The organism is Serratia quinivorans, from assembly GCF_052113645.1.
Classification (GTDB): domain Bacteria; phylum Pseudomonadota; class Gammaproteobacteria; order Enterobacterales; family Enterobacteriaceae; genus Serratia; species Serratia quinivorans_B.
The window spans coordinates 199170-213004 of sequence record NZ_JBIEIU010000001.1; the positions used below are offsets into that span (position 1 = coordinate 199170).

The 13835-nt window shown below is 56.0% G+C and carries 12 protein-coding genes and 1 pseudogene; 10 read left to right on the forward strand and 3 right to left on the reverse strand.

Annotated features, from left to right (window positions below):
• Position 1 precedes the first annotated feature (1 nt).
• Together ACGS9J_RS00855 and ACGS9J_RS00860 are read right to left on the reverse strand one after the other, a co-directional pair.
• Positions 2-262, reverse strand: a complete 261-nt coding sequence (locus ACGS9J_RS00855) for a putative hemolysin (protein ID WP_442229228.1) — start codon at positions 260-262, stop codon at positions 2-4.
• A 438-nt stretch (positions 263-700) separates the two neighbouring features.
• Positions 701-1033: an SMR family transporter gene (locus tag ACGS9J_RS00860; RefSeq protein WP_442229229.1), complete on the reverse strand. Its 333-nt coding sequence runs from the start codon at positions 1031-1033 to the stop codon at positions 701-703.
• Positions 1034-1281: 248 nt separating this feature from the next.
• On the opposite strand from ACGS9J_RS00860, the gene nifJ reads away from it, so the two are divergent.
• The 6 genes from nifJ to ACGS9J_RS00890 all read left to right on the forward strand — a co-directional run bounded on the left by nifJ (position 1282) and on the right by ACGS9J_RS00890 (position 9104).
• Positions 1282-4815 carry a pyruvate:ferredoxin (flavodoxin) oxidoreductase gene (gene nifJ / locus ACGS9J_RS00865; protein ID WP_442229230.1) on the forward strand — a complete coding sequence of 1178 codons (3534 nt, stop codon included), beginning with the start codon at positions 1282-1284 and terminating at the stop codon, positions 4813-4815.
• Between the two features lie 214 nt (positions 4816-5029).
• A complete protein-coding gene (locus tag ACGS9J_RS00870) occupies positions 5030-5491 on the forward strand; it encodes a hypothetical protein (protein WP_442229231.1) in 462 nt (153 codons plus the stop codon).
• Positions 5434-7959, forward strand: a complete 2526-nt coding sequence (locus ACGS9J_RS00875) for a heavy metal translocating P-type ATPase (protein ID WP_442229232.1) — start codon at positions 5434-5436, stop codon at positions 7957-7959. Before ACGS9J_RS00870 ends, ACGS9J_RS00875 begins: the two co-directional genes overlap by 58 nt.
• 50 nt (positions 7960-8009) lie before the next feature.
• The gene (locus ACGS9J_RS00880; RefSeq protein WP_442229233.1) at positions 8010-8312 is read left to right on the forward strand and encodes a glutaredoxin family protein; all 303 of its coding nucleotides are present in this window, start codon (positions 8010-8012) and stop codon (positions 8310-8312) included.
• Positions 8313-8346: 34 nt separating this feature from the next.
• Positions 8347-8847: a Cu(I)-responsive transcriptional regulator gene (gene cueR / locus ACGS9J_RS00885; RefSeq protein WP_442229953.1), complete on the forward strand. Its 501-nt coding sequence runs from the start codon at positions 8347-8349 to the stop codon at positions 8845-8847.
• A gap of 59 nt (positions 8848-8906) precedes the next feature.
• Positions 8907-9104 (forward strand): heavy-metal-associated domain-containing protein, encoded by a 198-nt coding sequence (locus tag ACGS9J_RS00890; RefSeq protein ID WP_442229234.1) that lies wholly within the window; start codon positions 8907-8909, stop codon positions 9102-9104.
• A 70-nt stretch (positions 9105-9174) separates the two neighbouring features.
• Here the strand turns inward: ACGS9J_RS00890 and ACGS9J_RS00895 are convergent, their stop codons facing one another.
• Complete coding sequence (locus ACGS9J_RS00895) at positions 9175-9591, reverse strand: winged helix-turn-helix transcriptional regulator (protein WP_442229235.1); 417 nt, start codon at positions 9589-9591, stop codon at positions 9175-9177.
• Between the two features lie 98 nt (positions 9592-9689).
• On the opposite strand from ACGS9J_RS00895, the gene ACGS9J_RS00900 reads away from it, so the two are divergent.
• The 4 genes and pseudogenes from ACGS9J_RS00900 to ttcA all read left to right on the forward strand — a co-directional run bounded on the left by ACGS9J_RS00900 (position 9690) and on the right by ttcA (position 13743).
• A complete protein-coding gene (locus ACGS9J_RS00900; protein ID WP_442229954.1) occupies positions 9690-10619 on the forward strand; it encodes an aromatic alcohol reductase in 930 nt (309 codons plus the stop codon).
• 173 nt (positions 10620-10792) lie between these two features.
• Positions 10793-11818, forward strand: coding sequence for a glycosyltransferase family 9 protein (locus ACGS9J_RS00905; RefSeq protein ID WP_442229236.1), 1026 nt, complete (start codon positions 10793-10795; stop codon positions 11816-11818).
• Positions 11819-12221: 403 nt separating this feature from the next.
• A pseudogene (locus ACGS9J_RS00910) lies at positions 12222-12762 on the forward strand (tyrosine-type recombinase/integrase); the annotation flags it as partial.
• A gap of 48 nt (positions 12763-12810) precedes the next feature.
• Positions 12811-13743: a tRNA 2-thiocytidine(32) synthetase TtcA gene (gene ttcA, locus ACGS9J_RS00915; RefSeq protein WP_442229237.1), complete on the forward strand. Its 933-nt coding sequence runs from the start codon at positions 12811-12813 to the stop codon at positions 13741-13743.
• The last annotated feature ends 92 nt before the right edge of the window (positions 13744-13835 follow it).

Here is a 13835-nt window from a genome sequence, read left to right on the forward strand (position 1 = left end):
ATTAACCGGCGGAAGAGCAGGCTCCCCGACCCAGGGTTGATTCTTCGCACTGCTTGCCATTCGGCATCTGGCACATTCTGATCGCCTCGCCGTTTAAATTGTGGGTCACGGTCGTGACGCCGCCCACGATGGCGCAGTTCGCGCTGGTCTGTAAGTTATTGATTCTGGCACTGTTGCCCTGCTGGATTGGTTCTTCGTTGTTGCTGCTGCAGGCGGCCAAAAACAGTGCGCTGCCGGCCAGCAACCATTTTGATATTGTCATTAATCCACTCCTGAACCCGAAACTATGCTGTGTAAAATCGCCATTGCCGATAACTCGCGTCACTTATTGCGGACACGTTGCGTTATCTTTGATGCAAACCTGTTTAATCTAGCCTGATATATAAATAATGAAAATATATTCCTGCAATTATTTGTCGTTTATTTGCGCAGGGCCGAGATGATTAAGGTTAGCGAATTTTTCCACTCTGCTCGCTGAACAAACACCGCCCCTCCTTAAACTGTTCAGAGCGAGGGTCGGTCATAGCGGGATTAAGGGCGCGGAGACGTGTAGAGGTGCGTGAAGCGAGAGGGTATTTGTAACGGCTAAAAGGAAACGGGTAAGCCAGAGGTAATCTATTATTTTCAGTTATTTATTAATAGGCTGTTCCGCCAGCGTCACAGAATGTCACGCTGGCGTTTTACCCGTGTTAAATAAGGATCAGTGCGCCGCCGTTTTCGACAGTAAATTAATCACCAGCACGCCGGCAATAATTAATCCCATCCCCAACACGGCCGGCCAATCCAGCTTTTGTTGATAAACAAATACCGCCGCAATCGACACCAGCACAATCCCCATGCCCGACCAGATAGCGTAAACAATCCCCAATGGCATGGTTTTCACCACCATCGACAACCCCCAGAAAGCCACCGCGTAGCCGGCCACCACCACCAGCGATGGCCACAGACGGGTGAAGCCCTCAGAGGCTTTCAGCATGGTGGTGGCGATCACTTCCGCAACAATCGCCATGGTTAAATACATAAATCCGCTCATCGTTTTTTCTTCTGTAAGTTCACCTGTTCAGCAGTATGACGCGGCGGAAATAAATTGTCGTTAAACAACGATGACAATTTTTCGCCAGGGGCCTTTTAATTCAGGAAATATCCTCCTGGTGCCATTTTTGTCGATTTATCATCCGCCACACAAACGCGATAAAGGGCCAATATATCCCTCTGCTAGACTTTGTTAATTACTGCGAGAGGTAACTTTCGCAGCTTTTTGAGCAATGAAAGGTAAAGTCGATGATCACTACAGATGGTAATAATGCAGTCGCTTCCGTCGCTTATCGTGCCAGCGAAGTGATTGCCATCTACCCTATCACCCCCAGTTCGACCATGGCGGAACAGGCGGATGCCTGGTCCGGCGACGGCCGCCAGAATATCTGGGGCGACGTGCCGCGGGTGGTGGAAATGCAGTCGGAGGGCGGCGCCATTGCCACGGTGCACGGCGCGTTGCAAACCGGTGCCCTGTCGACCTCGTTTACCTCATCGCAGGGCCTGCTGCTGATGATCCCGACCCTGTACAAACTGGCCGGCGAACTGACGCCGTTTGTGCTGCACGTGGCCGCACGCACCATCGCCACTCATGCGTTGTCGATTTTCGGCGACCATTCCGACGTGATGGCCGTACGCCAGACCGGCTGCGCCATGCTGTGCGCCAGTAATGTGCAGGAGGCGCAGGATTTTGCGCTGATTTCTCAAACGGCCAGCCTCAACAGCCGTCTGCCGTTTATTCACTTTTTTGATGGTTTCCGCACCTCGCATGAAATCAACAAGATCGTGCCACTGAGCGACGATAACCTGCACCAAATGCTGCCCCAGGATGCGATTGATGCGCACCGCAGCCGTGCACTGTCGCCAGATCATCCGGTGGTGCGTGGCACCTCCGCCAACCCGGACACCTATTTCCAATCGCGTGAAGCCACCAACCCTTGGTACGACGCGGCCTGCCAGCATGTGATCGCAGCGATGGACCAGTTTGCCGAGATCACCGGTCGGGCATATCAGCCTTTCGAATATTACGGCCATCCGCAAGCCGAACGCGTGGTGATCCTGATGGGTTCCGCTATCGGCACCTGTGAAGAAGCCATCGACACCCTGCTGACCCGTGGGGAAAAAGTCGGCGTGCTGAAAGTGCGGCTGTTCCGACCTTTTTCTGCACGGCACCTGCTTAGCGTGTTGCCGGAAAGCGCGAAGAAAATCGCCGTACTGGACCGTACCAAAGAGCCCGGTGCCCTGGCGGAACCGCTGTACCTTGATGTGATGACCGCGCTGGCGGAAGCCTTCAGCCGGGGTGAGCGCGCCCATATGCCGAGGGTGATTGGCGGGCGTTATGGGCTCTCCTCGAAAGAGTTTGGCCCAGACTGCGCGTTGGCGGTGTTTAACGAACTGGCTCTGGAGCAACCGCGCCCGCGCTTTACCGTCGGTATTTTCGATGATGTGACCGGCCTTTCTCTGCCGCTCAGCGATGAAACCCTGCCGCAACGCGCCTCGCTGGAGGCGTTGTTCTACGGTTTGGGCAGCGACGGTTCCGTTTCCGCCACCAAGAACAACATCAAAATCATCGGCAACAGTACGCCGATGTACGCTCAGGGCTATTTTGTTTATGACTCGAAAAAGGCCGGTGGCCTGACGGTGTCGCATCTGCGCGTCAGCGAGCAGCCGATCAACTCGGCCTATCTGGTCAGCCGCGCCGATTTTGTCGGCTGCCACCAGTTGCAATTTATCGACACTTACCAGATGGCGGAACGCCTGAAGCCCGGCGGGATCTTCCTGCTCAATACCCCGTACAGCGCCGAAGAGGCCTGGTCACGGCTGCCGCAAGAAGTGCAGGCGGTCTTGCAACAGCGCCAGGCTCGTTTCTATATCATCAACGCGGCCAAACTGGCGCGCGAATGCCGGCTCGGCGCGCGTATCAACACCGTGATGCAGATGGCGTTTTTCCACCTGACCCAAATTCTGCCGGGCGACGTGGCGCTGCAGCAATTGCGAGATGCTATCGAACGCAGCTACAGCAACAAAGGCCAGGATATCGTTGAACGCAACTGGCAAGCGCTGGCCGCCACGCTCGACGCACTGATTGAGATCCCGCTGCAACCGGTTAACGACAGTAGCCCGATGCGACCGCCGATCGTCTCCGACGCCGCGCCCGACTTTGTCAAAACCGTGACCGCCGCCATGCTGGCCGGGCTGGGGGATGCGCTGCCGGTGTCGGCCTTCCCGCCGGATGGGACCTGGCCGGTGGGCACCACCCAGTGGGAAAAGCGCAACATCGCCGAGGAGATCCCCATTTGGCAGCCGGATCTTTGCACCCAGTGCAACCACTGCGTGGCGGCCTGCCCGCACTCCGCCATCCGTGCCAAAGTGGTTCAACCCGAGGCCATGGAACAGGCCCCTGCCTCGCTGCAGTCACTGGATGTGAAGGCGCGCGATATGCGCGGCCAGAAATACGTGCTGCAAGTCGCGCCGGAAGACTGTACCGGTTGCAACCTGTGCGTTGAGGTGTGCCCGGCGAAAGATCGCCAAAACCCGGACATCAAGGCGATCAATATGGCGTCGCGCCTTGATCACCTGGCCGAAGAAAAAGCGCATTACGACTTCTTCCTGCAACTGCCGGAAATCGATCCATCGCAGCTCGAACGGATCGACATTCGTACCTCGCAGTTGATCTCGCCGCTGTTCGAATACTCCGGTGCCTGTTCCGGCTGTGGCGAAACGCCGTACATCAAGCTGCTGACCCAGTTGTATGGCGACCGCTTGCTGATTGCCAACGCCACCGGCTGTTCGTCGATTTATGGCGGCAATCTGCCCACCACGCCATACACCACCAATGCCGAAGGTCGTGGTCCCGCCTGGGCCAACTCGTTGTTCGAGGACAATGCGGAATTCGGTCTGGGCTTCCGCTTAACCGTCGATCAGCACCGCAGTCGCGTGCTGCGTTTGCTGAACACCCTGGCGCCGCAGTTGCCGACACAGTTGGTCAATGCCCTGCAGATGACGGAGATCGCGCCAGAACCGCGGCGCAAACAGATCGCTGAGCTGCGCGGCCTGCTGGCGCAAATTGAAGGTCAGGATGCGCGCCAACTGGCAACCGACGCCGATTATCTGGTGGATAAATCGATCTGGCTGATTGGCGGCGACGGCTGGGCTTACGATATTGGCTTCGGCGGCCTGGATCACGTCCTCAGTCTGACCGAAAACGTCAACGTGCTGGTGCTGGATACCCAATGTTACTCCAACACCGGTGGCCAGCAGTCGAAAGCCACCCCGCTGGGGGCGGTGACCAAGTTCGGCGAGCACGGCAAACGCAAGGCGCGCAAGGATCTGGGCGTCAGCATGATGATGTATGGCCACGTATATGTGGCGCAGATCTCGCTGGGGGCGCAGCTTAACCAGACGGTGAAGGCCATTCAGGAAGCCGAGGCCTACCCGGGTCCGTCGCTGATCATCGCCTACAGTCCTTGTGAAGAACACGGTTACGATCTGGCGCTCAGCCACGATCAGATGAAGCAATTGACCGCCACCGGCTTCTGGCCGCTGTACCGCTTCGATCCGCGCCGTACCGATGAGGGCAAACCAGCGCTGGCACTGGATTCCCGGCCGCCAAACAGCAACCTGACCGACACGCTGCTGAAAGAACAGCGTTTCCGCCGCCTGAACTCGCAGCAGCCGGAGGTCGCCAGCGCGCTGTATCAGGCCGCCGAGAAGGAGCTGAAGGAGAAGTACGATTTCCTCAGCCTGCTGGCCGGCAAGGGGGAAACCTCCTCCACCGAGTAAACCCACGGGGCGCGACCGGTTCGCGCCCCGCTTTTCTTTTTTGCCACTGCGTAACTCTCTCCATGCCAGACGCCCTTGCGCAAGACAGTATCGAATAGCCTGAATCAGCCCTCAAAAACAGCTTGACCTTCCAAACGTGGCAAGTCCGATAAGTGCAATCAGAGCCGCTTCGGCTCAATAAATTCCACTGTCGACTTCAGCCGTGAAAGGTCAAATGATGAAAGCCAAACGTGTCACCCTAATCACTGCGGCGATAGGCGTCGCATTCACTGTCGCCGGGTGCAAGGATCCCGTGTCCTCGGCCTCTCCTGCCCCGCCCCCCAGCGTGCCCGTGGCCGAGGTGGTCGTTCGCCCGGTCACGCCCTTCGTCGAATTCACCGGCTCGCTAACCGCCGTCAAGCAGGTTGAACTGCGCCCAAGAGTCGCCGGTTACCTTCAGGACGTCAGCGTGCCCGAAGGCCACTGGGTTGAGAAAGGTCAGCGACTGTTTCTCATTGACCCCCGGGAGTTCGAAGCCGCACTGAGCGCCGCTAAAGCGCGTTTGGTCGCAGACCTTGACCTTCCCACAGTGGGAAGCTTTAAGCTTTTCGATATCCGAAACATTAAAGGAGTAGTTCAATGGCTTCCGTCTCTCTCCAACAAGGCTCCAACCCCTCTCTGGCCGCCGCTCGTCTGAGCCTGCCGGTCGACGGCATGACCTGCGCATCCTGCGTCGGCCGCGTTGAACGCGCGCTGAAAGCGGTTCCTGGCGTGCAGACGGCGGCGGTCAACCTTGCCACCGAGCGCGCCGACATCACCTTCGACGGTTTGGCCGATCCGCAGGCAGCTGTTCGCGCCATCGAGAGCGCCGGCTACGCCGTCCGTGAAGAGACTACCGAGCTCAGAATCGAAGACATGACCTGCGCCTCCTGCGTCGGCCGGGTTGAAAAAGCGCTCAAACAAATTCCGGGGGTGATCGAAGCCAATGTCAACCTGGCGACCGAGCGTGCCCGGGTGCGTCATACGGCCGGGGTCGTCACCACCGCCGATCTTGAAGCCGTGGTCGAGCAGGCAGGCTACAAGGCCCGCCGCTTGTCCGCCGAAACGGCAAGTACCGGCGATCAGGACAACCAGCGTCGCGAGAACGAAGCGCGCGGCTTGCGTCGCTCTTTGCTGATCGCCGCCCTGCTCACCTTGCCTGTGTTCGTCCTCGAAATGGGCTCGCACCTGATTCCTGCGATGCACCACTGGGTGTTGGGGGTTTTGGGGGAGCAGAGGAACGGGTATGTGCAGTTCGCGCTCACCACGCTGGTGCTGTTTGGGCCGGGTCTGCGCTTCTTCCGCAAAGGCGTTCCGGCGTTGTTGCGCGGCGCCCCTGACATGAACTCGCTGGTTTCGGTCGGTACCGCGGCGGCTTACGGCTATTCGGTGGTCGCCACTTTCATCCCCGAAGTGTTGCCGCAAGGCACCGCCAACATCTATTTCGAAGCTGCCGCGGTGATCGTCACCTTGATCCTGCTGGGCCGCACGCTGGAGGCTCGCGCCAAAGGGCGAACCTCGCAGGCGATAAAACGGCTGGTTGGGTTGCAGGCCAAAACGGCGCGCGTCGAGCGTAACGGCGAAACCCTGGAGATCCCACTCGATCAGGTGATCACCGATGACGTCGTGTTCGTTCGCCCCGGCGAGAAGATCCCGGTCGACGGCCAGGTCGTCGAGGGGGCCTCTTATGTGGATGAAAGCATGATCACCGGCGAACCGGTCCCGGTGTCCAAGGGCATTGGTGCCGAAGTGGTCGGCGGTACGATCAACAAAACCGGGGCATTCAGCTTCCGCGTCACCAAAGTCGGTGCCAATACGGTGCTGGCGCAGATTATCCGGTTGGTCGAGGAAGCTCAGGGGTCCAAATTGCCGATCCAGGCATTGGTCGACAAGGTGACCATGTGGTTCGTCCCGGCGGTGATGGCGGCGGCGACGCTGACCTTCCTGATTTGGTTGATCTTCGGGCCGGCCCCGGCGCTGACCTTCGCGCTGGTGAACGCAGTTGCCGTGCTTATTATCGCCTGCCCGTGCGCCATGGGGCTGGCCACGCCAACCTCGATCATGGTCGGTACCGGCCGCGCGGCCGAGCTCGGCGTCCTGTTCCGTAAAGGCGAAGCCTTGCAGGCACTGCGTGATGTGAGCGTTATCGCGCTCGACAAAACCGGCACCCTGACCAAAGGACGCCCGGAGTTGACCGACCTGGTGCCGGCCGAGGGCTTCGACTACGACGAGGTTCTCGCTCTGGTTGCCGCCGTTGAGACCCGCTCGGAGCACCCTATCGCCGAAGCCATCGTCGCCGCAGCAAAACAGCGCGACATCGAACTCGCCGCCATTGAAGCCTTCGATGCCACACCAGGTTTCGGCGTATCGGCCAGGGTCGGCGGCCGAACCGTTTCCGTCGGGGCCGACCGCTTCATGACGCAACTCGGCCTTGATGTGGCCAGTTTTCTGCCTGCCGCCCAACGTCTCGGCGAGCAAGGTAAGAGCCCGCTGTATGCCGCGATAGACGGCCGTTTGGCGGCAGTCATTGCCGTCGCCGACCCGATCAAAGAAACCACGCCCGAGGCGATCAAGGCGCTGCACGCACTGGGGCTTAAAGTCGCGATGATCACCGGCGATAACGCGGCCACCGCGCAGGCGATCGCCAGGCAGCTTGGGATCGATGAAGTCGCGGCTGAGGTCTTGCCCGACGGTAAGGTCGCTGCGCTGAAGCAGTTCCGCAGCAATGGCGCACGGGTCGCTTTCGTGGGTGACGGTATCAACGATGCCCCGGCGCTGGCCGAAGCGGATGTTGGGCTGGCCATTGGCACCGGCACCGATGTGGCTATCGAGGCGGCTGACGTGGTGCTGATGTCGGGTGACCTGCGTGGCGTGGCGAATGCCATCGCGCTCAGCCAGGCGACAATTCGCAATATCAAGCAAAACCTGTTCTGGGCCTTTGCCTACAACGCGGTGCTGATCCCGGTCGCGGCGGGCATGCTCTATCCGATCAACGGCACCTTGCTTTCGCCGATCTTCGCCGCCGCCGCCATGGCGCTCTCCAGCGTCTTCGTGCTCGGCAATGCGCTCCGTCTCAAGCGCTTCCAGGCGCCCATGCGGGTCGAGTCTCAATCCGTGAAGCCGTGAGAGCCGAAACGCTATGGATTGGACACTAAAACACGTTTGAGGAGGCCGTGATGGCCGGTGAATTTCATCCCCAGGTGGTCATCTACACGACGCCGACGTGCTCAGACTGCCAGGCGCTGAAGTGCTGGCTGCAAAATGAAGGGATCGCTTTCGAAGAACGCGATCTCTCCAACCCCGAGATGATGGCGGAGGCCAAGGCGCGCACCGGTATGTGCATCGCCCCCACCAACCAGGTGGGCGCGAAAACGTTCTACAGCACCTACCACCTGAATTGGTTGTGGTACTCGGTCTGCCCAGAACCGCCGGAGCGGCGGAGCCACGACGCAGCATCCCTAGGTAATTCCCCCCGTTAAGGGGGTTTAATCAAGACCCCGGAAGGAGTGAATGATGAATATCGGTCAAGCCGCCAAGTCCTCTGGCGTTTCTGCCAAGATGATCCGCTACTACGAACAAATTGGCCTGATCCCAAAGGCCCTTCGTTCTGATGCCGGCTACCGGCATTACAGCCCGCAGGACGTGCATAGCCTGCGCTTTATTCGTCGCGCGCGCGACCTGGTTTTTTCCGTCGAACAGATCTCGGCTCTGCTGATCTTGTGGAATGACCGCGACCGGGCCAGTGCCGACGTCAAGGAGATGGCACTGGCCCATGTTGCCAGACTGAAAGCCAAGATCGACGAACTGCAAGCGATGGCGCATACGCTCGAATATCTTGCCGCTCACTGTCATGGCAATGAGCGCCCGGATTGCCCGATCCTGGCGGATTTGGCTGAACCGACCGCAGCAACGGAACCCTGTTCGCAGGCCCCCCGTGAGGCGCCGCGCTTTGGCGCTTACACGCCAGTGTCGTCATTGAGTTCGAAGCAAAAATTTTTGCTGAAAAGCGTTTGACCTTGCCACGCTGTCAAACCCCAGAGTAGCCGGACACCCTAAATAATCAGGAGATTAAGATGCATAGTTTCTACATTCCCAATATGACCTGCGGCGGCTGCGCAAAATCCGTAACCCTGGCACTGCAGAGCATCGATCCACAGGCTCAGATCGCAACCGACCCGGCCGCGCGTCAAGTTCAGGTCGATAGCGCCCAGGACGAAAGTGATTTTCTCGCGGTGCTTCGCGAGGCGGGCTATCCGGCGCGAGAAGACTGATCGCCCGCGGAGTATTCTTTATAAGGGGCAAAATCAAGGTATGCCCCTTTACCGCCGACTCACACCTCGGTTAGCGGGAAGCCCCATCCTGGGTGTAAACCCGGCGGGAATGTTTAAATAGGGCTTCGTTTTCAATGATCCAGTGCCATAGCGGCAGCATATTAAGCAACATCCCTTTCCCCAGTTCGGTCAGCGTGTAATCCACACGAGGATGCGGTCTTTTCTGCTGATGATCATGACGGTCGATAAGGCCATCGCGTTCAAGCTGACGCAAGGTTCTGGTCAGCATCCGCTGTGTGACCCCAGGCAAGGCTTTCGCCAGCTCGGCATGCCTGAGTGTGCCCTGTGTCCCCAAAATATAGATAACCCCCAGCGACCAGCGGTTTCCGGTATGCGTCAGGATCTCCCTTTTTAGCGTGTCAGATTCGTCACTGAGCGCCTCGCAGATTGCTGAGAATGTCTTTATTTGCTCGTCATCTAATGTCATTACGCATCCAGGTATCAACAGTGTGCCTGATTGTTATCCCCGTTCTGAGCGGGCAGGATTAGGGACAACCAAAGGGGAAAAATATGCACAATAATGTAATGAGTCAATGCCGTAACATTCTGATCCTGGGCGCCGGTGAGTTGGGTATGGCGATGATTGAAGGTTTTATTAAACAACGTCAGACGAACCCAGACATGCGACTGACCGTTTTATTACGCGCCTCATCGCTGCAGCGCAATGCTTCGCCGGCGCAAGCGGACAGGCTGAAAAAACTGACTGACTGGGGCGTCGAAACGGTTGCCGCAGATTTCAACGTACTGACGGTCGAAGCACTGGCGCAGGTTTTTGCGCCTTACGATGCCATCGTCAACTGCAGCGGTTTTGTCGGCGGGCCGGGAACTCAACTCAAAATAACCCGTGCTGTCTTGCTGGCAAATATCGCCCGCTATTTTCCTTGGCAGTTTGGCGTCGACTATGACCGTATTGGCATGGGCAGCGGCCAGCCGGTCTGGGATGAACAATGGGCCGTTCGGCAGCTGTTACGCAGCCAACAGCAAACCAGGTGGGTGATTGTCTCGACCGGCATGTTTACGAGTTTCCTTTTTGAAGCGAGTTTTGGCCTGGTCGATGTGCCCGCGCGTAAAGTGCACGCCTTGGGTGATGCAAACTATGCGCTAACCCTGACCACGCCCGAAGATATCGGCACGCTGACGGCGATGATTTTTTTCCATTCCCCGGTCATAGAAAATGAGGTTGTTTATCTCGCAGGCGATACGATCACCTATCGGCAACTGGCCGATCTGTTGAGCCGACATTACCATACCCCCTTTTCGCTTGACGTGAACGACAAGGCTTTTCTTGCAGCTGCGGTCGAAAATTCACCTGATGACCTTTCTGCAGCTTACCGGCTGGCGTTTGCCAGACCTGACGGCGTGGCATGGCAAAAAGCCGAGACTTACAATGCCCGCCATCAGATTGAAGTCAAAGACGTAAAAGCCTGGCTGGCAGAACACAAGACCCCCGGCTGACGCAGCAAAACGGGCGGTATCGGGATTGAGCCAGGGTACCGCCCCCCCTTTGCTAAGCCTGTTGCCGACTATCTTTTTTTCCTTCGGGAATTCCGGCAATCAAGCGAAATAGTTAGCAACAGCCTTTCAAAAACCATACAATTAGCGCGTCATATTACTGAGCATATAAGGACATGATGAAAATACTAATTATTAGACGTGAAAATATTGGTGACTTAATTCTTACAACACCTCTTATTGCCCAGTTAAGCAGAGACCATCAAGTTGATATTTTGGTAAATACGTATAACAGTCAGGTGATAGACGAAAACCCGCATCTCAATAAAATTCATCTTTATACGAAACTGCACCATGAAACATCACTGAAAGGCAAGGTTGGCGCAATATTACTGCGCATAAAGACGTCTTTTAATATTTGGCGTGAACGCTACGATGTTGCCATTGTAGCCGGTAGCTGGGATAAGCGCCCCTTGCAGTGGGCTAAGCTATCTCGCGCCACACGCATCATTGCAATAGGCGAAGATGCCCCCAATGCTGTCACCGATAAGGTGCCATATATGCATGGACATAGACATATAGTTGAAGAGCTTAGCCAATTAGCCAAACCACTAGGGTATGATGAGGCTCCTGGAAAGCTTGAGCTCTACTTAAAAAAATCCGAAATTATGCAGGCCTCTGCTAAGTTGGGCGAAGGAACTGGAGTGCCAGTTTATGGGTTACAGATAAGCTCAAGAAAGGAAAAGCAACGCTGGCCTGCTGAAAAATTCATTTCACTTGCGCATAACTTATCAGCGAGAGAGAAGTGTAAAATTATCTTATTTTGGTCTCCGGGTGCAAGTGATAACCCCACGCATCCTGGCGATGATGAAAAAGCGAAACAAATAGTCAGCCAATGCAAAGACTTGCCATTACTTCCTTTTGAAACGAAAAGTATTCGTGATCTTATGGCGGGAATGTCACTTTGCGATCAAATTATAACAAGTGATGGTGGTGCGCTACACGTAGCTGCTGGCGTCGAACGCCCAGTTGTTGCCCTATTCGGTAATAGTGATGCTTTCTTTTGGAGTCCCTGGAAGGTGCCAGCACGTGTACTCGAAGCGCCAAACGAAGATGTATCTAACCTGACAGTGCCTGAAGTGTTAGATGCTTTTATTTCATTAAGGACTGAAATACTTGCTAGTAAAAAACCACTTTCATAGAAGGTGGTATTCTCCGAGTTCTCACTTTATCTGCGAATTTTCATTACTTACGGTTATAAGTGTTAATTGCCTTAAGGGAGTTATCAGTCAATGATATTCTGTAAAGTATGTGGACTCTGGATTGTAGAAACGACTACTTGGGTAAATGCTGAGCCCGGATATTGTGATAAATGCAAGCCGGCACCGGCTTTTAAAAATACAATAAAAAGTATTTTGCAATTCACTTGTGCCGTTTTTATTAGTCGCACAAAGAAAACGTAGAGGCTCACCAACACCGAGAGCCTAAAAAAGAAACCCGCTATATTCACGGGTTTCTTTTTTAGCTAGGTGGATCACATGATATCAGGGGGTGCGCCAGTATCAATGCAATTCACCTGCACACAATAAACCATCCATTCTTTAATTAGCGGCGTCAGCCCGGGAGGATGTAGATCTCGATGCAGGAACAGTGAAGGCAAGCCGCAACCTGAACACCTTAGGTATGTCCGGGCCGGGCGCCTAAAACCCTGGCGGGTAAGCGCACGATCACCCTTCTGGCTCCGGCATTGGAAGCGCTGCGCGCCCAACGGTTATTAACGGTGCTACAACCTAAGACGGAAATCACCTTTCATCACCGCGAATACGGCAAAACAGAGAAGCAGCGGCTACATTTTGTTTTTATGCCGCGCACGGCCAAAGATGAGCAAAAAGCCTACTATTCTCTGTCGACGCACGGGGCTCGCTGGAATGCTGCTGCAAAACTCGCTGGCATTCGGCGGCGTAATCCGTACCATACGCGACATACTTTCGCTTGTTGGTTGTTAACGGCGGGCGCTAACCCGTCTTTCATCGTCGCTCAGATGGGACACGACAACGCGCAAATGGTCTACGAAATATACGGGAAGTGGATCGAAGAAATGAACGGGGAGCAGGTGAACATGCTAAACGACAGGCTGGCTATTTAATGTACTTTGCCTCAATTTTGCCCCTTTTTATGTTTTACGGAAAATAAAATGCAAGAAAATCAGTCAATTAATCCTAAAGAGCAGTACAACCTGAACAAATTGCACAAGCGTCTGCGTCGTAACGTGGGCGAGGCGATTGCCGACTTCAACATGATTGAAGAAGGCGACCGCATCATGGTCTGCCTGTCCGGCGGCAAAGACAGCTACACCATGCTGGAGATCCTGCGCAATCTGCAGCAAAGCGCCCCGGTCAATTTCTCGCTGATTGCGGTGAACCTCGATCAGAAACAGCCTGGCTTCCCGGAGCATATCCTGCCGGCCTATCTGGAAAACCTGGGGGTGGAATACAAGATCGTTGAGGAAAACACCTACAGCATCGTCAAGGACAAGATCCCCGAGGGCAAAACCACCTGCTCCCTGTGCTCACGCCTGCGCCGCGGCATTCTTTACCGCACCGCCACCGAACTGGGTGCCACCAAAATTGCCCTTGGCCACCACCGTGACGATATCCTGCAGACCCTGTTCCTCAACATGTTCTACGGCGGCAAGCTGAAAGGAATGCCACCTAAACTGATGAGCGACGATGGCAAGCACGTGGTGATTCGCCCGCTGGCTTATTGCCGTGAAAAAGACATTCAGCGTTTTTCGATCGCGAAAGCATTCCCGATTATCCCGTGCAACCTGTGCGGTTCGCAGCCTAACCTGCAACGCCAGGTGATCGGCGACATGCTGCGCGACTGGGATAAACGTTATCCAGGCCGCCTGGAAACCATGTTCAGCGCCATGCAGAACGTGGTGCCTTCGCACCTGAGCGACTATAATCTGTTTGATTTTAAAGGCATTCACCACGGCAGCGAAGTCGTTGACGGTGGCGATCTGGCCTTTGACCGCGAAGACATTCCGATGCAACCGGTCGGCTGGCAGCCGGAAGAGACGGATGAACCCGCCCCGGCACGTTTGGACGTGCTCGAAATCAAGTAAGTCGCTGTTCCGCCCGCACCCTGCGGGCGGCTCTTTTCTCCCCTCATCAGTTGTCGATCCCGCTCGCAATTTCAGCAGAATTCACCGGACAG

What these genes read in the sequence shown, in the direction of transcription:
- ACGS9J_RS00855 (WP_442229228.1), bottom strand. Translation starts at nt 262, where the DNA reads ATGACAATATCAAAATGGTTGCTGGCCGGCAGCGCACTGTTTTTGGCC.
- ACGS9J_RS00905 (WP_442229236.1), top strand. Translation starts at nt 10,793, where the DNA reads ATGATGAAAATACTAATTATTAGACGTGAAAATATTGGTGACTTAATT.
- ACGS9J_RS00900 (WP_442229954.1), top strand. Translation starts at nt 9,690, where the DNA reads ATGAGTCAATGCCGTAACATTCTGATCCTGGGCGCCGGTGAGTTGGGT.
- cueR (WP_442229953.1), top strand. Translation starts at nt 8,347, where the DNA reads ATGAATATCGGTCAAGCCGCCAAGTCCTCTGGCGTTTCTGCCAAGATG.
- ACGS9J_RS00870 (WP_442229231.1), top strand. Translation starts at nt 5,030, where the DNA reads ATGATGAAAGCCAAACGTGTCACCCTAATCACTGCGGCGATAGGCGTC.
- ACGS9J_RS00875 (WP_442229232.1), top strand. Translation starts at nt 5,434, where the DNA reads ATGGCTTCCGTCTCTCTCCAACAAGGCTCCAACCCCTCTCTGGCCGCC.
- nifJ (WP_442229230.1), top strand. Translation starts at nt 1,282, where the DNA reads ATGATCACTACAGATGGTAATAATGCAGTCGCTTCCGTCGCTTATCGT.
- ACGS9J_RS00895 (WP_442229235.1), bottom strand. Translation starts at nt 9,591, where the DNA reads ATGACATTAGATGACGAGCAAATAAAGACATTCTCAGCAATCTGCGAG.
- ACGS9J_RS00860 (WP_442229229.1), bottom strand. Translation starts at nt 1,033, where the DNA reads ATGAGCGGATTTATGTATTTAACCATGGCGATTGTTGCGGAAGTGATC.
- ACGS9J_RS00890 (WP_442229234.1), top strand. Translation starts at nt 8,907, where the DNA reads ATGCATAGTTTCTACATTCCCAATATGACCTGCGGCGGCTGCGCAAAA.
- ttcA (WP_442229237.1), top strand. Translation starts at nt 12,811, where the DNA reads ATGCAAGAAAATCAGTCAATTAATCCTAAAGAGCAGTACAACCTGAAC.
- ACGS9J_RS00880 (WP_442229233.1), top strand. Translation starts at nt 8,010, where the DNA reads ATGGCCGGTGAATTTCATCCCCAGGTGGTCATCTACACGACGCCGACG.